Origin of the sequence: Jeotgalicoccus halotolerans, assembly GCF_003387165.1 — a bacterium.
Classification (GTDB): domain Bacteria; phylum Bacillota; class Bacilli; order Staphylococcales; family Salinicoccaceae; genus Jeotgalicoccus; species Jeotgalicoccus halotolerans.
On record NZ_QUMW01000009.1, the window covers coordinates 670,175 to 691,971 of the forward strand.

General features: G+C 41.1%; 17 protein-coding genes. 2 read left to right on the plus strand and 15 right to left on the minus strand.

Features of this window, described 5'->3' with window-relative positions:
- Positions 1-52: 52 nt before the first annotated feature.
- The 5 genes from DFR63_RS04590 to DFR63_RS04610 all read right to left on the minus strand — a co-directional run bounded on the left by DFR63_RS04590 (position 53) and on the right by DFR63_RS04610 (position 6,234).
- Complete coding sequence (locus DFR63_RS04590; RefSeq protein WP_115884650.1) at positions 53-2,671, minus strand: glycosyltransferase; 2,619 nt, start codon at positions 2,669-2,671, stop codon at positions 53-55.
- A 10-nt stretch (positions 2,672-2,681) separates the two neighbouring features.
- Positions 2,682-3,686, minus strand: coding sequence for an SH3-like domain-containing protein (locus DFR63_RS04595; RefSeq protein ID WP_162842278.1), 1,005 nt, complete (start codon positions 3,684-3,686; stop codon positions 2,682-2,684).
- 101 nt (positions 3,687-3,787) lie between these two features.
- Positions 3,788-5,041, minus strand: coding sequence for a nucleotide sugar dehydrogenase (locus tag DFR63_RS04600; RefSeq protein ID WP_115884653.1), 1,254 nt, complete (start codon positions 5,039-5,041; stop codon positions 3,788-3,790).
- 31 nt (positions 5,042-5,072) lie between these two features.
- Complete coding sequence (locus DFR63_RS04605; RefSeq protein WP_115884656.1) at positions 5,073-5,702, minus strand: ParA family protein; 630 nt, start codon at positions 5,700-5,702, stop codon at positions 5,073-5,075.
- A gap of 10 nt (positions 5,703-5,712) precedes the next feature.
- Complete coding sequence (locus tag DFR63_RS04610) at positions 5,713-6,234, minus strand: hypothetical protein (protein ID WP_115884658.1); 522 nt, start codon at positions 6,232-6,234, stop codon at positions 5,713-5,715.
- Positions 6,235-6,326: 92 nt separating this feature from the next.
- On the opposite strand from DFR63_RS04610, the gene DFR63_RS04615 reads away from it, so the two are divergent.
- On the plus strand, positions 6,327-7,526 hold the full coding sequence (locus DFR63_RS04615; RefSeq protein WP_115884660.1) for a DUF6270 domain-containing protein: 1,200 nt from the start codon (positions 6,327-6,329) through the stop codon (positions 7,524-7,526).
- A gap of 34 nt (positions 7,527-7,560) precedes the next feature.
- Here the strand turns inward: DFR63_RS04615 and DFR63_RS04620 are convergent, their stop codons facing one another.
- From DFR63_RS04620 to hflX, 5 genes are all read right to left on the minus strand, one after another.
- Complete coding sequence (locus DFR63_RS04620) at positions 7,561-10,380, minus strand: glycosyltransferase family 4 protein (protein ID WP_115884662.1); 2,820 nt, start codon at positions 10,378-10,380, stop codon at positions 7,561-7,563.
- Positions 10,381-10,458: 78 nt separating this feature from the next.
- Positions 10,459-11,367: an ABC transporter ATP-binding protein gene (locus DFR63_RS04625; protein WP_115884664.1), complete on the minus strand. Its 909-nt coding sequence runs from the start codon at positions 11,365-11,367 to the stop codon at positions 10,459-10,461.
- A 9-nt stretch (positions 11,368-11,376) separates the two neighbouring features.
- Positions 11,377-12,186, minus strand: a complete 810-nt coding sequence (locus DFR63_RS04630) for an ABC transporter permease (protein ID WP_115884666.1) — start codon at positions 12,184-12,186, stop codon at positions 11,377-11,379.
- Between the two features lie 84 nt (positions 12,187-12,270).
- Positions 12,271-13,533 (minus strand): methionine gamma-lyase family protein, encoded by a 1,263-nt coding sequence (locus DFR63_RS04635; protein ID WP_115884669.1) that lies wholly within the window; start codon positions 13,531-13,533, stop codon positions 12,271-12,273.
- Positions 13,517-14,746: a GTPase HflX gene (gene hflX / locus DFR63_RS04640; RefSeq protein WP_115884671.1), complete on the minus strand. Its 1,230-nt coding sequence runs from the start codon at positions 14,744-14,746 to the stop codon at positions 13,517-13,519. Before hflX ends, DFR63_RS04635 begins: the two co-directional genes overlap by 17 nt.
- A gap of 117 nt (positions 14,747-14,863) precedes the next feature.
- Here hflX and DFR63_RS04645 point away from each other — a divergent pair, with 117 nt between their 5' ends.
- Entirely contained in the window at positions 14,864-15,349 is a 486-nt protein-coding gene (locus DFR63_RS04645) for a glutathione peroxidase (protein ID WP_281271278.1), read from the plus strand.
- Positions 15,350-15,386: 37 nt separating this feature from the next.
- Here the strand turns inward: DFR63_RS04645 and hfq are convergent, their stop codons facing one another.
- The 5 genes from hfq to mutS are packed head-to-tail and all read right to left on the minus strand — an operon-like array spanning position 15,387 to position 21,752.
- The gene (gene hfq / locus DFR63_RS04650) at positions 15,387-15,575 is read right to left on the minus strand and encodes an RNA chaperone Hfq (protein ID WP_115884673.1); all 189 of its coding nucleotides are present in this window, start codon (positions 15,573-15,575) and stop codon (positions 15,387-15,389) included.
- Positions 15,576-16,484: a tRNA (adenosine(37)-N6)-dimethylallyltransferase MiaA gene (miaA, locus tag DFR63_RS04655; RefSeq protein ID WP_115884676.1), complete on the minus strand. Its 909-nt coding sequence runs from the start codon at positions 16,482-16,484 to the stop codon at positions 15,576-15,578.
- Entirely contained in the window at positions 16,471-17,355 is an 885-nt protein-coding gene (locus DFR63_RS04660; protein ID WP_115884679.1) for an alpha/beta fold hydrolase, read from the minus strand. Before DFR63_RS04660 ends, miaA begins: the two co-directional genes overlap by 14 nt.
- Before the next feature lie 12 nt (positions 17,356-17,367).
- Positions 17,368-19,209: a DNA mismatch repair endonuclease MutL gene (mutL, locus tag DFR63_RS04665; protein ID WP_115884681.1), complete on the minus strand. Its 1,842-nt coding sequence runs from the start codon at positions 19,207-19,209 to the stop codon at positions 17,368-17,370.
- A gap of 2 nt (positions 19,210-19,211) precedes the next feature.
- Positions 19,212-21,752 carry a DNA mismatch repair protein MutS gene (mutS, locus tag DFR63_RS04670; protein ID WP_115884684.1) on the minus strand — a complete coding sequence of 847 codons (2,541 nt, stop codon included), beginning with the start codon at positions 21,750-21,752 and terminating at the stop codon, positions 19,212-19,214.
- Positions 21,753-21,797 lie beyond the last annotated feature (45 nt).

Below are 21,797 nucleotides of genomic sequence, written 5' to 3' on the forward strand. Positions count from 1 at the left end.
CTGTTCCCCCTACAAAACGATGTTTCTCTTAGAAGATCTTATCTGAGCAACATTATTTTCTGTATTCTAAAATTCTTTCTTCCACAAGTGCATAATTATCGCCGATATATTCTTTGTAAAGATTGAATATTTCAAGCAATTTGTCTGCTGCTTCTCTCTGGTTAGACTGCTCTACTCTTTCCAGCCTCGGAAGATACCAGTTCATTAAGTAGTATTCAAAACGATCTTCTAAATACTCGTTAATTAAATCATTTTCAGTTAAGAAATTTATACGGTATTTTTCCAATTTCAAGTATTTCTCAAAGAAGGACAAGCCGACTGTATTCGTTACAGAATCAACGACAGCACCGTAATACATATGAATCACTTCATCAATGGCCTTTACTTTATTAGAATGAAGCAGCAATTCCTGATAGTAAATCGTATCTTGTCCGATAGCACCTTCAACCATTTTTATATTATTATCATCAATAATATTTTTACGTACAATCATAGCCTGGATACTCTGTGCTTTTAAGAACGAGCGTTTCAGGAAGCCTTTTGTATCATCAATCAGATTGCTCTTATAGTTGTAATGCTGAACTGTTTTATAATAGTTGAAAATACTCTTTTCATTCTGGTCTTCCTTAACCATATTGCCGACTACCATATCAAGACTGTCGTCCGCTTCAATCTCTTCTAAAAGTCTGCTAAAGCCGTCTCCTGTCGCTTCATTATCCGGATCAAGGAAAGTGAGCAGTTCTGTTGATGCAAGTTCCACACCCTTATTACGCGGTGTTGAAGCACTGCCTGATGCATTTTCAAATTCATAATAAACAATATCCGGATTCCGTCTGATTAAACGGTTTACTATATTGACTGTTTCTTCATCAGTTGAACCATCATTTACAAAAATAATTTCCATATCATCATATACTGATTGTCGTTTTAAGCTGCGCAGACATTTGTTCTCAAGATATCTGCCGTTATTATGAATCGGTACAACAACACTAAGTTTATGCTGCCTGCTGCTCTTAGACGGAAGGTCATCATGCAAAACAACTTCAGTATCATCAATATTCAAACCAGATAAGACTTTTTCTTTTACAGTTTCTATCTTAGCATCTGGTAAAATATTCAAATCAAACATTGTTAAAGCGATATCCGAGAAGTTATCGGTATAGTTGTATTTCTCTTTAGTCTTATCTTTTGTCACAAAATCAACGTCTGCATACTTAAATCCGCTGACCATTTCTTCTATATAATTTTCTTCATAGTAATACTTTTCATTGTCGAAATAAGTTACAAAACGGTACGGTGATAATCCGATATCGTTCAGTTCATCCTTATTAATGAAATCTATATTTTTGTAAGACTGAGCTTTAACCATCCGATCTGCTTGTTTATCTTCAGATTTCAGCACAACCAGTACTTTTGCCTTATCTACATTCAATTCATGTCCAAGTATACCGTACATATATTGAATTCTATGATACGTCGTTTCATAATTCATCGTCTGACGGATACCCGCAGAGGATATTTCTCTTATAGCTCTATCAGAAGTATGAGTTAAAAACTGCGGTACATCCGTTTTATAATTATAAATAAAGACATGAGGGAATTTACTGTTCACTCCGACTGAGAAGTTTGACAGCAGGATATTACCAAACGCTTGAAGCTCATACACTCTGTTTGCAAACATTGTATTTGAATATTTAACCGAGTTCACGTTAATCGCATTACGATAGATTTTATGTGTTTTCATCAGTAAGTCATGCGGTAAAGGATATGAAAGATACTTCATATATTTGGGCGGGAAATGATACCTTTTATTTTCCAGCTTTAAGTTGCGGTCAATAATCGTTAAATCTTTTCCTGACTTGATTACGCCATCAAATGCCATTGCGGATTCCTGATTTCTTATTGGATATTTCACCATCCAGCTGCCGGCAAATATTACATCATCTTTATATTCTTTAAATTCAGATGCATTTATACCGATTGGATTATGTTTATGCGGGTTGATTCCAAACTCCAGCTTATACACTCTGTCATGACCGACCGCTTCCACATAGCGGGGAATAATTTCTTCTGCTGAAGTAAAGACATAATCACATTTTTTCGCAATTTCTATAAACTGGTCATAGTTGACAGGATCCTCTTTTGAATAGAATAAAGCTGGTATATTTCTATCCTGCAGTTCCTGAATTAATTCATACAGATGGTGGCGTTCTTCCGATTTGTCTTTAGAAACATTTTGCCAGCTGCCGTCAATGCCTTTCCAGGTTGTTGCAACGATAACAAAATCAAAATCTATATCAATATTGTCTTTGTCGTAGTTGATATAATGCAGATTTACAACATCCTTATAGGCCTCATATAAAAATTCATCACAAATAATACCTACGTTTAAATCTATTTTCTTAAATACACGGGAACCGTTTGATTCTGTTACAAAGTCAGACAGTTCTTCTACTTTATCAATCAGTTCCGGTTTCCCTTGTTCGTTGAATAACTTATAGTATTCTTCCAGAGATAAATCATGGTATTGTGTCGACGTCGAGACATCTTTATTAAAAAGGTCTCCGTATGTATCAACATCATGGAATTTGGCCAGCTGGTAGAGACCTAATAAGTAGTTATCTGAAATGCTCACGTGAGGTAATACTGATTCGTTATTATTTACTGTCAATACAATCCACCTACTTTCTCATCTGCCAATATTTCGTCTGAAGTTTACCGAAGAATGATTGTTTAAGATTTTTATATCGGTTCTCAATATTTTTACGTTTTTCTTTTTCAGCTGCCAGTTCTTCCTGCAGCAATTCAATATCTTTATCAACAATTAAGTTGTTTACTTCTTCAGTATTCGAAGGTTCAATTTCAATATCCGTGTCTCTGAACTGGCTTTTCAGACGTTCAACGAGCGCTTTTGTCATTTTACGTTCTTCTGAGACATTCTGAATCAAATCGTATACGACTGTTTCATCAAATGTGTATTGAGGTTCATATTCCGGAAGACTTTCCTTGTCATATTTCAGCTCGCTCATATCTGTCCAGTAATTCCCCATACCCGTTTTAACTTTAGCCAGATTTATATCTCTGAACATATGCACAATAGTAATCGGATATATTTTAGCTTCATCAACACGCACTTCAGATGTCAGGTTATTAAATTCATATAATTTAAAGTCATCGGTATAGCCTGTTACATTAATTTTTGCTCTTTCAGAGCGCACCAGCGTATCCGAAGAGAACCAGCCTTGCAGACGATGTTTTTTAAACAGCGCCTCATATTCAATCCCGTCTTTAATCATAATAAATCTGGAATCAAGCATCTGGTCTTTTAACAGACTTAAGTTATTTTTAGCTACAACGAAGATTTGTTTGTCCTGTTCCTGCATGAACTTATCAAGATCAAGTCTTACATGTTCACGCGGCTTTGAGTAAACAACAATAGATGTTTTTAATTCAGCCCAGCCAAGTTCATTGCCCTCATACTCCAAATAGTAGTAATCTTTCTTACCCACTTTTCTGTGAGCCAGTACACGCATAATCTGTTTCTGATAATCTTTCAGTTCTCCAAGTTTTTTCATTGACTGTACTGACTGCAGTAAAGGTTTGTTCCCCTTTTCATAAATCCATACGTAATGACTGACATCAAATTCTTTAACATGTCTCAAAAATTTATCTAATTTATGTTCCATTTCTCTACCCCGCATTTATGTATTATTAAATTATAAAAAAAAGAAAACTGCAGACAGGTCAGCTATTAACTTTGTCTACAGTTTTTATATTTATATTTATACTAGAATTTTTGAATATTACCGTAGTTGTAGTATTGAACTTCAGAGAAGTTATTAGGTACTACATTCTTAGTATCAAAGATTACTTTGTCTTTCATTGTTTCAAAATCGTTATCAGTTAAGATCTTGAACTCGCTGTGGTCACTTAATACTAATACTAATGAAGAATCAGTTACTGCAGACTTCATATCCTTCTCAACAAAGTCCATTTTCACGTGCGGATCGTAAGTATTTACTTCCAGTCCTTCTTCTTTACGAAGCAGTTCGTAAATATCGAACGCCGGTGATTCACGGATATCATCCACATCACCTTTATATGTTAAACCAAAAACAGTTACTTTGTTGCCGTTCAGTTTAGACAGCATTTTTTTAGTAATGTTCACTACATATTCAGGCATAGATACGTTGATTGATCTTGATAGCTGAATTAACGGAGATTCTTCCGGTGCTTCAGCAATGATGAAGTAAGGGTCTACTGCCAGGCAGTGTCCGCCGACACCAGGTCCCGGTGTGTGCAGGTTAACGCGCGGATGCTTGTTAGCCATTTCAATTACTTCATGAACGTTAATATCCAGACGGTTACAAATCATAGCAAGTTCATTTGCGAGTGCAATATTCACATCGCGATAAGTATTCTCCATCAGTTTAGACATTTCCGCTGTCTTAGCGTTTGTCTCAATCATTTCACCCTGTACAAATGTACCGTACACTTTTTTACCTGCTTCAACACACTGAGGGGTCATACCGCCGATAATACGGTTGTTGTACACAAGTTCTTCCATAATTTGACCGGGCAGTACACGTTCCGGACAGTGGACTAAGAAAATGTCTTCTCCGATTTTAAAGCCCTGTTCTTCAAGGTAGGGCGCAACGTGATCATCCATCGTACGCGGTGCTATTGTTGATTCTACGATAACAGTATCACCTTTTTTAAGTAATGGAACAATCGATTTAACACCGCTCATTACAATAGAGATATCTGCTGATTTATGTTCATCATTATTGTTTGGTGTAGGAACCGCAATAATATATGCATCTGCTTCTTCTGCAGTTGTAGACGCTCTGAATTTGCCTGTTTCAAGCACTTCCTCAAGCGCTTCCTGCAATCCAGGTTCTTCGATATGAATGGTTCCTCCATTCAGCATATCTACTGCTTCCTGTTTAATATCGACACCCAGTACATCAACGCCGTGTTTTGCAAACATAATTGATGTCGGCAAGCCGATATAACCTAATCCTATTGTTGTTAGTTTCACTCTGAAAACACCCTACCTTTTCCTATATAAATTACTCTGCTTTTCTTAGTATACCAAAACTTTTTACATTAAAAAGGTTAATTTTTTGTAAATATTGATTTAATTCCTGTCTGTCGTTCTTTTTAGCACTTATAACAGTCACTGCACTGTCAGCAAGTTCTAAAAAAGCACCGTAATTTTCACACTCTTCAAAAGGCGGGCCGATCAGGAAAATATGATCATAGTAGCTTTTCAGCGGGCTTAATTTCGACAGTACATTGTAGTCGCTGAACTTAGCCATCAATTCATCTTCATCCATTTCTTCAACATGAATGATATCGAGTTTTTCAAAGGCTGAATGGTTGATTGCTTCACTTAAAAACATCGAATTTCTTAAAGTTGTAAACAAGTTCGGTTTTGCTTTTGAATGAATATACTCTTCGACTGCCGCAGTGCTTCTGCTGTCGAGATTAACAACCAGCACCTTATCTTTTAATTCCGTCAGTATATAAGCAATATGCATCGCAGCATCAGTGACTGCCAGTCTCTTATTTACAGAAGAGAATATTGTTTTGTTATTAGGATTGTCGTGATTTTCATTTCTTATTGCCATAGCTGTATCATACAGGTTGTTAATTATATCTTCATTAAAGTTATTGAATCTGTCTTCCGTTTCGCTCATAGTCTCACTCCTAGAAAGTACCGAGGGTTCTTTCACCAAGATAGTGCTCGATATCTTCTTCAGTACTTATATTTCTATTACTAAGCGCTGTCACAATACCGATGCCGGCACCGATTAACAGCGACAGTAAAATGATCATTATTTTTAAAGCGTCATTTTGTGTCTCATAGACATTCAGAGCAGTGCTGTCAGTTGTTACAGCACCTTCTTCAGCCAGAATATCCATAGCCTGAGCTTGAATCGAATTGTAATTAATTCCCGGCTCAGTCGTAATTGTCAGATGTAAAATGTCAGAACCGGACTGGCCGTCTGCAGCGGCTACAAGAATATTATTCGATGCCTTATTCACAGTTTCGTTAAACTGAATATTTAAATTTGCAATCGTATTTGGTTCAAGCCCGCTTTCTAAGGTATAATATTCTTCGTACGTTGTACTCGCCGGTGGTATGAAGAAATTAACAGCTGTACCCACTACCCCGAGTGCCAATGTCCATATGATAATATTAAGTAAATTTTTCTTTAAAAAATACATACGCCGTCTCCTTCTCAATGATTCATCTTATATTATACTATTAAGGCGGCGAAATAGAAAACATTCTACGAAAAATACCAAGGAGCATTTTTATGAAAATCGATATTATCGGCAGCCAGTTTGCCGGCCGTTTAACAGAATTCAGAAGTTTCCCATATGATGTAAATAATTTTGTGTCAGGCCAGAGTTTCCTGTCCCTTTTATCCAAGCCTTACCCGGTTGCAATGAAAGATCTCAACACATCGGACATCGTTGAAATCTCAACTGCTCACAGAGACTTAAACAAGGCGAATTTAAATAAGCTGCAGGAATCCCGGGCTGAAGTTTTAATGATTGATCTATTGAGCGAAATGAATGCGCTTGTCAAATATAACGGTTCTTATTTCAACAAGCAGTCCTTCGAGCTGCTTGACGAGGCAGTGGATTATGAAGAAGTCCGTAAAATTGAACAATTCAAGGCGCTGAAACAGCATTTAAATAAAATTCTTGAACTGACAGCCTTTTATAAACAGGTCATCTTAATAGACGTGCTTCCGAACAATGAACATGATGATTTCATTGCCGGCATTTATGAGCTCCTGTACAGCAGCATTGACAATAAACTTGTACTGAGCGCTGATAACAAAGGCGTCAATGATATGCTGGATGCCCCCATTGAAATATACGAGGGCCTCGTCCAGCAGCTTAGAAAATTCAACTCTGACAACTACGAAAACCAGCTGCTGTTTGACGAAAAACTGGAAGATAATATTCTGTCTGTCTATATGAACTATATTGAACCAAGATACTATGTATACGAACTTTACAAAGACGGAAAGCCGTATAAAAAATCTCACCGTACCGATTCAAGATACTGCCAGTTTATACTGGATGAGCCGGGAAAATACCGTATTCGAGTGACTGCTGAAAGTGACAAAGCCAAACCGAGATTTTCTGAAACCTATGTCTACAAACCATTGACAGCCGGCAAAGAGAGTCCGGACGCTGAATATATAGAAATGCCTGACAAGAAAAACGAATGGATGCTGCAGGTTTTACTAAATAATATGAAAGTGAGGGGCCTTATCGGTAATCCTTATAAATATCCGGAAGGATACAATGGTATCGATGTATATCAGAGAGAGGAAATAAAATCACCGTATATACAAAAAGAAGATTTAACTGAAGTTTCCCTTGCTCTCATTGAAAATATGTCTCCGAAGGATTTAAAAGATTTTGTTAATGAACACAAAACGCTGATTAACGAGGCTTCTCCTGCCATGCAGAATTATATAAACTTTCTTCAACAGTAAAAAAAGAGCTGCACTTTGTGACGTGCGGCTCTTTTTAACTTGCTTTAATATCCAGTTTTTCATAAACTTTGACAAGTTTTTGAAGCAGAACTTTCCAGTCCCGGTTTTCAACGACCCACTCCCGGGCTGATTCTCCGATTGCTTCATTATTTAAAACACTGATGACTGCTTCTTCAAATGATTCCTGGTTATCCGCTTTAAAGTAAACACCATTGACCTGGTCAATTACCATTTCCTTCAGTGCATTGACGTCGCTCACAATGACCCGTTTACCCATGGCCATAGCTTCATATGTCTTAATCGGTGTCACGAGCTGGCAGACCAGCTTATCCTGGCGCGGAAACGGCGCAATGTCAATGACAGAGTAATAATCCTTCACCGTCTCAAAAGGCACCTTGCCTGTAAAGATAATATCATCGCTTAAATTCTGCTCCAGCACTTTTCTCTGCAAGGCAGCGCGGTGCTGGCCATCACCAACTACAAGAAGCTTGAACTTCTCCGTAAATTCATTACTGTTGTTCAGTGCTTCTACAGTATCAATAATTAATTCAAGTCCTTCATAGTTCGTAATAGAGCCTACAAAGCCAAGTACTGTACTGTTTTCAAGCTGGTACCGCTCGATAAGGTCCTCGGACTTTTTCAAAGGTGATAATACTTCACTGTCTACCCCGTTAGGCAGCACAGTAATTTTTTCTGCAGCAATTCCTTTTAGTATTAAATACTCTCTTAAACTTTCACTGATTACAATGACCTCGTCAGCATACTGGCAGCATAATATTTCATAGTGCTCCTGCATGTTAAAACGATCAGAATTAAAGAATTCAGGCACTTTCGATGTCTGGGTATGATGCCAAAGGCCGCGCACTTCATAAATCGTTTTAATATTCATCTGGTTGCCGAGACGGATAGCAGGCATGGCATTTTGAAAGTTCGATGCCGCATGTATTGCTGCCGGCTTTTCTTCCATAACTATTTTATATAACTCATCTTTATAAACGTTGAAATACTTCCTTAAAGGCGTACGGTTTGTTAAATACTTATCCGAGCGGTCGATATAGTACGTACGGTAATCCCCTTCATCAAGACCCGGTTTCGAATAATTCTCATGTTCAGGAGACCAGCCGAGGCGCGATGTCGCTACAGGCCGGTAGCCGTAATCTTTCACTCTCGATACTATTTCATTCGTGCGTATCGTATAACCGTTAATTGCAGGCATAGCTTTATTCAGTACAAACAGCACTGTTTCACCGTCATCCCGATAAGGACGGTTGTCACGCAGAGCTTTCGGCTGCCATTCGGTGTGAAACAGTTCATGCTCCTGCTCCGCCATCAGAAATTCTCCCGGGTACACTCTCGATGCAAACTGCTTTCTCATTTCCTGCAGTATTTTATATCTTTCATCGATATTCCCCATCACATGATGCGAACGGATGAGTGAACGCAGAACATCTGCATTATTCGGTTTAATCTCATAACCTTTACGGGCATGGAAGAGCGAAGCACCGTACATTTTAAGATTGAACAGGTACATCGATAAGTTAATATGTATTTTTAGCTGCTTATCTAAGGTGCTGGAAGTAATCAGTGCATCCAGCTTCTCTTTTTGACCTGCTGCAGCATAGTATCTCGCTAAAATGTAAGTATGGTTCTGTTTTCTGCCGGCACTCTTTTCAAGATAAGTAAAAATATAAAAAGGCAGTTCATAACGCTTGTTAACACGCTGCAGCTGGTTAATCACCGCGTTATATATTCTCGTTCTCTCACGGACATTAAAGTTATGGTGGACGAATTTATCGGTTAAAGAACGGGTATCTTCATCTATAAATAAGGTCGCGCTGTGAAAGACGTTCTGCAGCCGCTTATCGGAATTAAACATCTTTCTGCTGAGCGAATCATTAAAGTTTAAATGACGGTCAAGAACAAGTCTTCTGATGCTCATAATGTGCTGGGCATTTAAAGTCACTTCCGGCAGCAGTTTCATGATTTTATTCATCAGCATTTTAGTGCCTTTGTCGAAATGATAATAATTCAGGAGATTCTGCAGCCGGTCTGATTTCTTATCATTGGAACTTAAATTGAAGTCCAGTGTATCCACAGCAATCGGGTCTATGTATTTAAAAAGATTTTCATTGCTGTTGATGTGGTCTACAAATAAGTCATTCAGCTCATCCAGGTTCTTCTCTTTAGTAAAATAGTTGTTGATCACAAGAACATAACCAAGATTCCGCATGTTCTCATCTGTCTGATCAATTTTCTCTTTAATTTCTGCAAAAGGCGCATTCGGATCTATATCATCTAAGACAGTTGTCCGGTACTGAGACCATGAATATTTATAATATAAATCATCTTTCTCATGGTGATACAGCTCTTCAAGCTGCATCTTATTTTTGCCTGTCTGGCTGATCATCTTTTCAATTGTTTCATAATAGTTTTCTTTTATTAAATTCCTGACGAGCACCATCTGCTGCTCTTCTGTCAGTTCACCGAGGACATCGTATCCGGAATCAGCAATATTTACGACATCTTCATATCTTTTAAGATTGTAGTACAGCTTTGTTTTAAAAGGAATGAGCGCCTTATTCCGGTCGTTCGCCACCATTTCAAGAGACCCTTTGTAATTCTTTTCATGACGTAAAATCAGTGCTTTTAAATATGCTTCATAGTCATTCTGAAGGCGCATATGGTCTATTAAATCCATCAGCGTTAAATGCTCCGATTTACGGAGAAAATAACTGAGACCCGGCTCAGCTTTTCCGACTTTCTTAGTCAGGCTCAGCTTCAGAATATGTCTTGAGACGACAGGCATATTATATTTTAATGTTACGTATGAAATAATTCCTTGCAGGTATCTCATGGGCAATTCTCCTAATGTCTAATCTAAAATGAACTAGTTCTCCATATTACATATATTCCTACTAATTTACCATACTATTTACAAACTGAATATCTGAAAAACGATCCCGAACATCATAAACAGAAACAAAAGCGTGCCGACAGCAACACTGTTCATATTTATTTTTTCTTTAGGCAGATCTAAATGCTGGCTCGCCTTCATCTGCTCGCCTACCATTTTGTCCTTATATTCTATCTGCTCATCTTTAGTCAGATTTTTATACTGGTTAACAAACTCGGCATAGCTTTTAACAACATCTTTCATTTCACCGAACTGTTTCATTTCGCCGTACTGCACCCAGACTGCCTTATTGCAGAACTGTCTGATCTGTCCCGTTGCATGGGAAACAAAGAAAATCGTCTTACCCTGCTCCTGGAAATCTCGCATGCGGTCGATACATTTATTGGCGAAAGTTTCGTCACCGACTGACAATGCTTCATCGACAATTAAAATATCAGGGTCGGTATGGATCGCAATGGCAAAACCCAGTCTCGACTTCATACCGCTCGAATAGTTTTTAATCGGCTGCTTAATAAATTCACCAAGCTCGCTGAATTTTAAAATATCATCGTAGCGTTCTGCAATCTGCTTTTCACTTAAGCCGTGCATGAGACACTTGATACGGATATTTTCTTCGCCCGTCAGTTCCTGGTTCAGTCCCGCACTGATTGCAATTAAGGAAGTACGCCCGTTAATATGGATTTTACCTTTGGACGGGACTGTCGCTTCAGCAATTAAATCTGACAGCGTGGTTTTACCGGAACCGTTTAATCCCAATATACCCACAGAATCCCCTGCATTAACTTCGAAATCTATATCTCTTAAGGCATAAAAAGGTTTTGCTTTATATAATTTGCCGAAGGTCAGCAGTGATAACACTTTTGCGATGCGGTTTCTATTAATATCATATATTTTAGAGACATTCTCTACTTTAACTTTATACATAATTATCCACCTTTATAGGTAATCCACCAGTCTGTCTTTATAGCGGTAATGCACCTGTACCCCGATAAAGAACAGGAAGAGCGTAATCGACCAGAAGAAAATGTGGTCGGAAACATCACCGTAAAAAGCCGGACCGTCAAATATCAAAGCATATCTGAAAGTCATTAAGAGATAAGCCAGCGGGTTAAACGCCATAATCGTTTCCATTAACGGCGGACGTCCTGCCGGCTCCCAGAAAATCGGTGTAATGAAGAAAAACATTCTCATGACGTTAGCCTGAATATTTTTAAAGTCTCTGATGAGTATATTAACTGACGACATGATTAAGCCGATGCTGTATGTAAAAATAATGGTCGCAAACATAAAGTAAAACCAGACCAGATAATGCAGGGGTTCCGAGTAGCCGTTCACGATACTGATAACGAGAACGATAACAGACATAATCATAAAAGTAATCACATTATTCGCCATGGACATAGATAACAGCACACTCGACGGGAACTTCATTTTAGTCACGAGCCCGATCTGGCTGCTGATTGCATTCGACGCTGCGTTTATACAGCCCGAGATAAAGCTGAAGCCAAAAATACCCGTTATGAGATAGACAAGAAACGGCACATTCTGCACATCGCCCCGGTCTCCCCTTAAGCCGAGTCCGAAAATCACATAGAAGACTCCGACCTGGGCTGCCGGCATCAATATCGCCCATAGTATGCCGAGATAGTGGTTGGCATACTGCGCCTTAATATTATAGAGACTTAATTTCCAGATCAAATGAAGGTTCTCAAAGTTTTCTTTTAACAAAGCAAGGACGTTTTTCATTATGTAAGCTCCAATTTATAATTTCGAAATTAATTATACGCTTAAATTAAATAAGTGTCACTATACAATAGCGACACTTATTCTTTATAGCTCTATCATATTCTTCTCAGAGAGTTCAGTCAAAGACATTTCGAGCGCATATTTCACGTGTTCGATATGCAGGCCGCCCTGGGCGTACACTGTGTACGGCGCTCTGACCGGTCCGTCTGCCGACAGTTCAAGCGACGCACCTTGCACAAAGGTTCCCGCAGCCATAATAACAGGGTTCTGATAGCCCGGTATTAAATCCGGAATCGGCATGAAGCGCGCATTGACCGGGCTTGCTTTTTGAATCATCTGAGTGAACGTTATCATTTCTTCTTCATTATTAAATGATACACTCTGAATTAAGTCCGTACGCTCTTCTGTATATCTCGGTGAGGGTTTCATATTTAATTTTTCAAAAACATAGCTCATTAACAGCGCACCGTTAATAGATTCCATGACCGTATGCGGCGCCATAAAGAAGCCCTGGTACATATCAGTGAGTGCATTCAGGCTCGCGCCCATTTCCTTGCCGACGCCCGGCACTGTTAAGCGATAGCTCACGCGCTCGACAAGTTTTTCTTTGCCTGCAACGTAACCGCCCATTTTAGCCAGACCGCCGCCCGGGTTTTTAATGAGCGAGCCTGCCATAATATCCGCACCCGCTTCCAGCGGTTCTCTCGTTTCCGCGAACTCACCGTAGCAGTTATCCACGAAGACAATAATATCCGGGTGTTTTTCTTTTATCGTTTGTATAACCGCTTCTATTTCACCGACATTCATCGATTTGCGGTGAGAGTAGCCTCTTGAGCGCTGAATGCCAATCATTTTTGTTCTTTCTGTAATTGATGACAGTATACTTTTTGTATCGAACTGATCATCTTTTAAATCGACTGTGTTAAACTCAACACCCATTTCTTTCAGGCTGCCGATATCATCTTCTGTCGTGCCGATTACTTTTTCAAGCGTATCGTATGGTGTTCCCGTAATATATAAGAGCTCATCGCCGTTTTTTAAAAGGCTCAGCAGGACCAGACTGATCGCATGGGTTCCTGAAATAATCTGTGTCCTAACCAGAGCATCTTCCGCCTTAAACACATCTCTGTAGATCTCTTCCAGCTTATCCCGCCCGACATCGTCATAACCGTAGCCTGTCGTGCCGCTGAAGTCACTTTCTGTGACCGAGTGATTTGTAAAGGCTGCCATCACTTTTTTAAAGTTCTTATAGGCAATATCCTTATTCTTTTTATAATACGGCTGCAATGCCTCTTCTGCTTGTTCTATGATGCTGCAAATCTTTTTTTCATTATTCACGTTCGTCATCCTTCTCTACTATACGTTCTGCAAAATTGCCCTCGGGTTCAAAGCCGCTGACTTTAACTTTCTCTTCATCAAGCTCAAGTTCTTTAACGATAGTCTGTCTTTTTAATCTGTAAATCTTATCCTGTCTTGAAAGCGGAATTTCCGCATCATAGGTATTGAAATACTTCGTCATAAAGTTCTCGACATCCATTAATATGTCCTCTGCCGGCATATTCATATTCACAAACTGATGCGGACTTGCCGGCAGCAGTCTTTTCTCATCATTTAAATCTGTTTTATTAAACAGAATCAGCTCGGGAATATCTTTCATGTTCAAGGAATCGATTAAATCCAGCACCGTATCGTACTGGCTAACAAGGTCCGGAGCATTATTATCGATTACATGAATAATGAAATCACTGTCCGCCGCTTCTTCTAGCGTCGACTTAAAACTTTCTATTAAAGTCGTCGGCAGTTTTTGGATAAAACCGACCGTATCCGATATAATGCACTGAAAACCTGACGGAAGAACCATTTCCCGGGTCAGCGGATCCAGGGTCGCGAACAGCTTGTCTTCCTGCAGCGTTTTTGCATTCGTCAGCTTATTAAACAGCGTCGACTTGCCCGCGTTCGTATAGCCGATCAGCGATACCTTCGTCACTTGATTCGACCGCCGCTTATCGCGGTATCTTAAACGGTGTTCTTCAATGACAGAGAGCTGCCTTTTAATATCCTGGATTCTTTTATTAATGTGACGGCGGTCTGTTTCAAGCTTGGTTTCTCCGGGTCCTCTTGTACCAATTCCGGCACCGAGCCTCGACAGGTTGATGCCCTGCCCTTTTAAGCGCGGCACCAGGTATTCAAGCTGGGCCAGTTCCACTTGCAGCTTGCCTGCTTTTGACTGAGCTCTTAAGCTGAAAATGTCGAGAATGACCTGCGTTCTGTCGATCACACTCGTATCCAGTATGTTTTCTATAGTGCGGTTCTGGCTTGCCAGAATCTCATCGTTAACGATAGCATAATCAATATCTTCATACTGCATTTTGACTTCTTCAAGAAAGCCGCTTCCCACATAACTCTTCCTGTCTATCGATGTGCGGTTCTGGATATGCGTGCCGATAATCTCTATGCCGATGGACTCACTCAGCTCTTTAAGCTCGCGCACTTCCGACTCCACGTCTTTATTTTGTACAGTGTTCGTCGCAAGGATTATTCCAGTATGTGTCATATTCATGACAAACACCCCCGATTTTTTTATTTAATATTACAATATCATGTTTTAATCATATTAATAAGGCTATATTGTAGTATCAACTGTTGTATATAGAAAGTAAAGAAAGGAGGATCATAAGTGAAGACAACTTTTTATGACCTCTCAGCACAGGACGCAGACGGGAATCATATTCACATGAAGGACTTAAAAGGCAAAGTAATTCTGATTGTCAATACAGCAAGTGAATGCGGTTTTAATAAACAGCTTGATGAGCTTGAAAAATTATACCGGAAATACCATGATATCGGTCTAGAGATTCTGGCATTTCCGTCAAATAACTTTATGAACCAGGAACCATGTTCCGCAGCAGAAGCACGCGACCTTTACGGCAGAGAACACGGTGTTTCCTATACTGTAATGGAGAAAACCGATGTTAAGGGAGAAAATATTCATCCGCTGTTTAAGTACTTAACCGAAGGGAAATCAGGCTTAATCACCAATTCGATTAAGTGGAATTTTACTAAGTTCCTGGTTACCCGGGAAGGAAAAGTAGTTAAACGCTATCCCCCTCAAAAACCGCCGCACGACATCGAAGAAGACGTTGAAAAATATTTAGCTGGATAAAGCGGAAAACAGCCGGACAGGAAGTCCGGCTGTTTTTTTACGCTCGTATAAATGTACTGATTGCATGCTTATATATAATTTGAACTTTTCCTTCTGAATCAAGTTCAACAACATACTTGTCGAAGTCAGTAATTTTCCCCTGCAGCTGAAAACCATTCATTAAAAATACGGTGATTTCCTTTCCTGATTCTTTGTATTCCCCTAAAAACGAATCCTGCAAATTCATTTAATTCTCCCCTTTTGTTTGTAAGAATTGATATATATCTTTAATGATTATATCTGTATCTGTCTGCGCGATATCGTACCACTGCACATCCAGCTGATTGCGGAAAAAAGTCAGCTGCCGCTTCGCATACTGCCGTGAATGAGCCTGAATGCGCTCCTTTACTTCAGCGAGTGATGCTTCCCCTTTAAAATACGGCAGAAACTCCTTGTAGCCGATTGCCTGTCCCGCTGTCTCTGACAGCTTCTGATTCTGCAATCCGCTCACTTCTTCCGCGAGACCGGTATTGAACATTGCCTCTACCCGTCTGTTGATACGGTCGTATATCACACTTCTGTCTGCTGTGAGACCTATTAAGAATGTATCATATTCCGGCTTTTGTGTATACGCTTTCTTTTCTTTAGCCCCAAGCTTTTCTTTCACCAGTCTGCGGATAATCCTCTTCCGGTTATTCGGGTGGATCCCGCTTTTAGGCACCAGTTTTTCAAGTTCTGAAAACAGTTCTTCATTCGAAAACTTCTCATACGCTTCAGTCAGCCGGTCAATATCTTCCCGGCTTTCTTCATTAAACTGATAGCCCTCAATCAGTGCCTTGATATAATGTCCGGTGCCGCCGACCAGCATAGGCAGTTTCCCCCGTGCTTCAATATCTGAAACAAGGCGCGCCACCTGATTTTGAAAATCGGAAACAGAAAATGTCTCATCCGGGTTTAAAATATCAATCATATGATGCGGTATACCATCCATCTCATCTTCAGTGATTTTACCGGTTCCGATATCCATGCCTCTGTAGACCTGCATGGAGTCGCCGCTGATAATCTCAGCCTTAATTTTTTTGGCGATATCTATCGATAATGCGGTCTTTCCGATAGCTGTCGGTCCGGCTAAGATAAGCAATTTACTTTTCGACATATGTTTCCACCCATTTGACAATATTAGAATACACCGCGCCTCTGTTTTCTTCAAACAGCACTTCATGCCGCGCGTTCGGCACGAGCTCCATTTTCACCTGAGTAAAATGACGCTGCAGCCGCCAGTGTAAAAGTTCATAATCTCTGCCGAAATGCGAAAATGGATCATCCATGCCGCCGATTAATAAGTAAGGGATATCCCTGTATTGTTTAAGACACTTTGAAGAATCAACGTAGCGGATGTTTTTCAGTATTTCAGCGAGTGCTCTTACACTCATCTTCTGGCCGGCATGCGGGTCAGTGTTATAAGCATGGATGTTAGCGTAATCTGCCGACAGCCAGCGGTTTTTAACCGTGCCCTTAAAGTTGCCGTCGTAGCCGAGAAAAGATAATTTGTTAATCAGTCTCGATTTCGTGCCGGGGATTAATTTAGAGAGCGCCTGCATCAGGACGTGAGACAGCGTATCAGAAAAACGGACCTTGCTGCCTGTGCCGACAATGACACCTGCATCGTAAAGGCCTTCTTCAAGCAGTCTTCTGAGCAGAATGGAACCCATAGAATGACCGAGTCCAATATGCGGAAGACCTTCAGGCATGGACCGGCTGACGATCTTCGCATCTTCGAGCAGGTCTTCAAAAGAAGAGAAGTGGCCAAGATTGCTTAACTTCTCATCGCTGCCGTGCCCTCTATGGTTATGAATAACACAGTGAATATCATTTAAGGCGAGATACATCAGAAACTCCTTGTAGCGTCCTTTATGATCGGCCATGCCGTGCAGGATTTGAATGCTCGCTTTCGGCTTCTTTGGCGCATAATGCGTCACTGAAATACTCCTGTCTTTATTTCTCATCGTACGGTTAATAATTTTCAATTTAAGCCCCCCTTACTTCATAATCCGGTTAAACAGCCGTTCTATTTCATACGTTGTCATATGAATAATCACCGGCCGTCCGTGCGGGCAGGTGTACGGCGAAGCACATTTTCCGAGCTCTTTTAGCAGCGCTGTCATCTGGTTTTTATCGAGGTAATGATTTGCTTTAATCGACTGCTTGCAGCTCATCATAATGGACATTTCTTCTCGGTATTTATTCACATCAAAATTGTCTGTCTCTGTAATAAATTCAATTAAGTCATTGATATCCTCTTCCGGATTTTTAGCTTTAATCCACGATGGATAACGGGATACCGTGTACTGTTTAACGCCGCTTTTTTCAATATCGAAACCGAGCGACTGCAGTTCGTCAAGCTTCTCATCGATAGTAATCACATCGTCAAAACTGAATTCGAAAGTGTAAGGAATTAAGAGCGGAATGCCGTCGTTTTCCTTAATAATATTCGCGTAAATATATTCGTATTTAATGCGCTCCTGGGCAGCGTGCTGGTCCATGAGATACATGCCTGTTTCGTTCTGCATAATAATATAAGTACCGTGCAGCTGGCCGATAATTTCTAAGTAAGGCAGTTTTTCTTTTTTCGGCAGCGGTTCGTTGTAAACGTAAGCAGGCGCATCTTTGGGTGCTGATTCTTTCTGTGCTGGCCGTGCCTCCTGGAAAGGATTCGTGTAAGCTGATTTTTGCTCTTGTTCCGGCCGCTCTTTAAACGTTTCCGGTGTTTGACGGACGGGCGGTGTGTAGCTGTCAATATGCTCCCTGATCTGTTCGTGTCGCGCTGTAAAATCCATAGCTGTCTGCTCGTTTTTTTCACTCTTCGGCGTCTTATGTTCCACTTCCGGAATCAGTTCCGTTTCCATCAGTGCTTCTTTAACTGCCCTCTCGGTCAGCTTCAGCAGTTCTGTTTCCTTCGACAGCTTCACTTCCACCTTTGACGGATGGACGTTGACATCGATCAGTTTCGGGTCCATGGTGATATTTAAAAAGGCGAGCGGATACTTCTCTTTCGGCTGCAGCGTATGATAGGCATTAATAATACTCTCGGACAGTTTAAAATGACGGACATGCCTGTGATTAATACTTAAATTAATATAATTGCGATTGCTCCTTGTCACTTCCGGTCTCACGATATACCCTTCGATTTTATAGTCCGGGCTTTCCGCTTGAACTTCGAGCGTGTTGCTTGACACCTGGATGCCGTACAGAATGTTGATGACTTCTTTCAGATTGCCGTTGCCGGTTGTTTTAAAGCGGTCCTTGCCGTCAAAAACCAGCCGGAAGCTGACATTCGGATAATTTAAAGCCATCCGCTGCATAATATCGATAATTTTACCCGCTTCAGTGCGCAGATTTTTAATATATTTTAAGCGGGCCGGTGTATTGAAGAATAAATCCTCAATTTCAATAATGGTGCCGCGGCGTTCGTGCCAGACGGTATCTTCATCATACTTCCCGCCGGCGTAAACAATTTTAAAAGGCGTTGAGTCCTCCCGCATGCTCTCCAAGGTTACTTTGGCGACGGCACCGATACTGGCTAAGGCTTCCCCCCGGAAGCCGAGCGAACGGATTTCAAACAGCTCGTAAGCAGTATCGATTTTACTCGTCGCATGTCTTTCAAATAAGAGCGTGCGGTCCTCATAATCGATGCCGCGGCCGTTGTCGACCACCTTAATCGATTCCATGCCGCTGTTTTTAATAAAGACTTCGATGACCGTGGAATGGGCGTCGAGCGAGTTCTCAACAATTTCCTTGACGATGGAACTCGGACGCTCGACCACCTCGCCCGCTGCGATTTTGTTTTGTATATGAGCGGGCAGTACGTGTATCTGTCCCATTTCTATTCCTCCCCGCGTGCCTGATTGTGAAGCTTATGCAATGTGTTCAGCGCCTCCATCGGCGTCATATTATTTAAATCAAGCGATGTTAACTCGGCTAAGAGATTTGCTTCGTCTTTAGATACTGTTTCGCTGTCATCAAGCGGCAGTTCCAGCTGGAAAATGTCATTTTGTGCCTTCTGAGGCGCTTCCTGTTTCCTGTTTTCAAATGAAGTCAGATAGTCAGCTGCAAGTTCTGTCACCCGGTCCGGCAGTTCTGCCAATTTCGCAACGTGAATGCCGTAGCTTTTTTCCACCGCTCCAGGTTTGACCTTGTGCAGGAAGACGAGTTTGCCGTCGTATTCCGTTGCTTTAACGTGCACGTTCCGGAGTCCCGGCAGCGTGTCTTCCAGGTTCGTGAGTTCATGGTAGTGGGTCGAAAACAGCGTCTTCGCTCCGATTTCATCGTGAATGTAAACGAGCATAGCCTGGGCGAGCGCCATACCGTCATAAGTGCTCGTGCCTCGGCCGATTTCATCGAATATAAGCAGCGAGTCTTTCGTCGCGTGCTGGAGCGCGGTATTGGCTTCCATCATTTCAATCATAAAGGTCGATTTGCCGCTCGATAAGTCGTCGCTTGCCCCGATGCGTGTGTATATCGCATCGAATATCGGCAGCTCAGCGCTTGCCGCAGGAACCCTCATACCAATCTGAGCCATAATAATAATGAGCGCAACCTGGCGCATATAGGTCGACTTACCGGACATATTCGGGCCGGTAATCAGATAAATAAAACTGTCATCGCTCATCGTGAGGTCGTTCGGCACATAAGTATTTTCATTCAGCATGCGTTCAACGATCGGATGCCGCGCATCTTTTAAGCTGATGGCTTTGTTTTCTGTAAATTCCGGTGTGGTCAGATGGTAGTCGTTCGACACCAGGGCGAATGATATCAGCGTATCGAGTGTCGATATTTGCTCAGCCGTCTGCTGAAGGCGGGTAATGTAAGCCATCATATCCGTTCTGAGTTCAGTAAACATATCGAATTCGAGCTTAATGCTGTCATCTTCTGCTGTTAAAATCTGGCTTTCCATTTCCTTCAGTTCCGGTGTGATAAAACGCTCAGCGTTGGTGAGCGTCTGCTTGCGGTTGTATTCAAATTTCTCCGCGTCAAAGTTTACCGCCTGGCCCTTGGAAATTTCGAGGTAGTAGCCGAATACTTTGTTAAAGCCAATTTTTAAGTTTTTAATGCCGGTTCGTTCTTTTTCTGTCTCGAGGTAATTGTTCAGCCAGGTACGTGCATTGTTGCTGATATCACGGAGTTTATCGAGTGATTCGTTGACACCGTCTTTAAAGATCTTTCCTTCTCGGATGGTTTTCGGCGGCGTGTCGGTTAAGACAACGAGGCGCTCATACGCATCTTCCAGGCTGTCGAAGTTCTGGAATGTTTTATTGTCCGTCAGTTTTAGTGATTCAAGTACTGCTTTTAATTCCGGCAGTCCTTCCAGTGAATCGCGCAGCTGAACGAGATCTTTCACGTCGACATTGTTAAAAGCGAGACGCCCGACCAGCCGCTCGATATCGTAAACGTGATTTAAAATAACGGACAGTCGCTCGCGTTCGGTAAAGTTGTCGATTAAAGTCGTCACGATATTCTGGCGGTTAACTATCTCCTGTTTAGAGACAAGCGGCCGCTCGATTTGTTTTCTGAGCTGTCGTTTCCCCATCGGTGTTTCTGTGCGGTTTAAGTACCAGAACAGCGACCCTTTTACTTTTTTAGTCTGAATGTTTTCTAAGAGTTCGAGGTTCGAAATCGCAGCATAGTTCAGTTTCATAAATGTATTAATCCGGTGTTTTTCCACCGTTTTTAAATGTTTCAGTTCCTGCATATTCTGTTTACGGATGTAGTTCAAGAGCAGATTAATCGCCTGGTGTTCATCGACATCCGCTTCATAGTCGTAATCAGCAGGTTCATCCGCTTCAAATACTGTATAGAGCGGCGGATCGTTATAAATCCGGTGAATCAGCTGCTCGCTTTCTTTGTTTGTGACGAGCTCCCTTGCGCCGAGTGTTTCTATTTCACTTTTCAGCTCCGTTTTGTCATCGGTGCTGAAAGCAAATATTTCACCTGTTGAAATATCGGCGTAGCTGACTTCTGTTTTATCATTTTTTTCACAGAGTGCCAGAATAAAGTTGCTTGCACCATCGTCCATACCGAAGTCATCGATTAAGGTCCCCGGCGTAATGACCCGAACCACTTCTCTTTTGACCATGCCTTTAACCGCTCTCGGATCTTCCATCTGCTCACAGATCGCCACTTTAAAACCGTTATCAATCAGCTTTGCGATATAGTTCCGCGCAGAATGGTACGGCACGCCGCACATCGGTATCGGATCCTTGCTTTTATCGCGTGAAGTTAATGTAATTTCGAGCACTTTTGCAGCCGTGACTGCATCGTCGTAAAACAGCTCGTAAAAGTCTCCCAGTCTGAATAAAAGCAAGCTGTCCGGATGATTGTCTTTAATTGAAAAATACTGTTTCATCATCGGTGTTGGTTCCCGCATCTTAACACTTCCTAAATTAATCTTGTCGTATTATTATAACATGCA

Bases quoted from the DNA above. Each gene is read 5' to 3' on its own strand.
- DFR63_RS04595 (WP_162842278.1), bottom strand. From the start codon at position 3,686: ATGGAACATAAATTAGATAAATTTTTGAGACATGTTAAAGAATTTGAT.
- DFR63_RS04605 (WP_115884656.1), bottom strand. From the start codon at position 5,702: ATGAGCGAAACGGAAGACAGATTCAATAACTTTAATGAAGATATAATT.
- DFR63_RS04610 (WP_115884658.1), bottom strand. From the start codon at position 6,234: ATGTATTTTTTAAAGAAAAATTTACTTAATATTATCATATGGACATTG.
- DFR63_RS04615 (WP_115884660.1), top strand. From the start codon at position 6,327: ATGAAAATCGATATTATCGGCAGCCAGTTTGCCGGCCGTTTAACAGAA.
- DFR63_RS04620 (WP_115884662.1), bottom strand. From the start codon at position 10,380: ATGAGATACCTGCAAGGAATTATTTCATACGTAACATTAAAATATAAT.
- DFR63_RS04630 (WP_115884666.1), bottom strand. From the start codon at position 12,186: ATGAAAAACGTCCTTGCTTTGTTAAAAGAAAACTTTGAGAACCTTCAT.
- DFR63_RS04635 (WP_115884669.1), bottom strand. From the start codon at position 13,533: ATGACGAACGTGAATAATGAAAAAAAGATTTGCAGCATCATAGAACAA.
- hflX (WP_115884671.1), bottom strand. From the start codon at position 14,746: ATGAATATGACACATACTGGAATAATCCTTGCGACGAACACTGTACAA.
- hfq (WP_115884673.1), bottom strand. From the start codon at position 15,575: ATGAATTTGCAGGATTCGTTTTTAGGGGAATACAAAGAATCAGGAAAG.
- miaA (WP_115884676.1), bottom strand. From the start codon at position 16,484: ATGTCGAAAAGTAAATTGCTTATCTTAGCCGGACCGACAGCTATCGGA.
- mutL (WP_115884681.1), bottom strand. From the start codon at position 19,209: ATGGGACAGATACACGTACTGCCCGCTCATATACAAAACAAAATCGCA.
- mutS (WP_115884684.1), bottom strand. From the start codon at position 21,752: ATGCGGGAACCAACACCGATGATGAAACAGTATTTTTCAATTAAAGAC.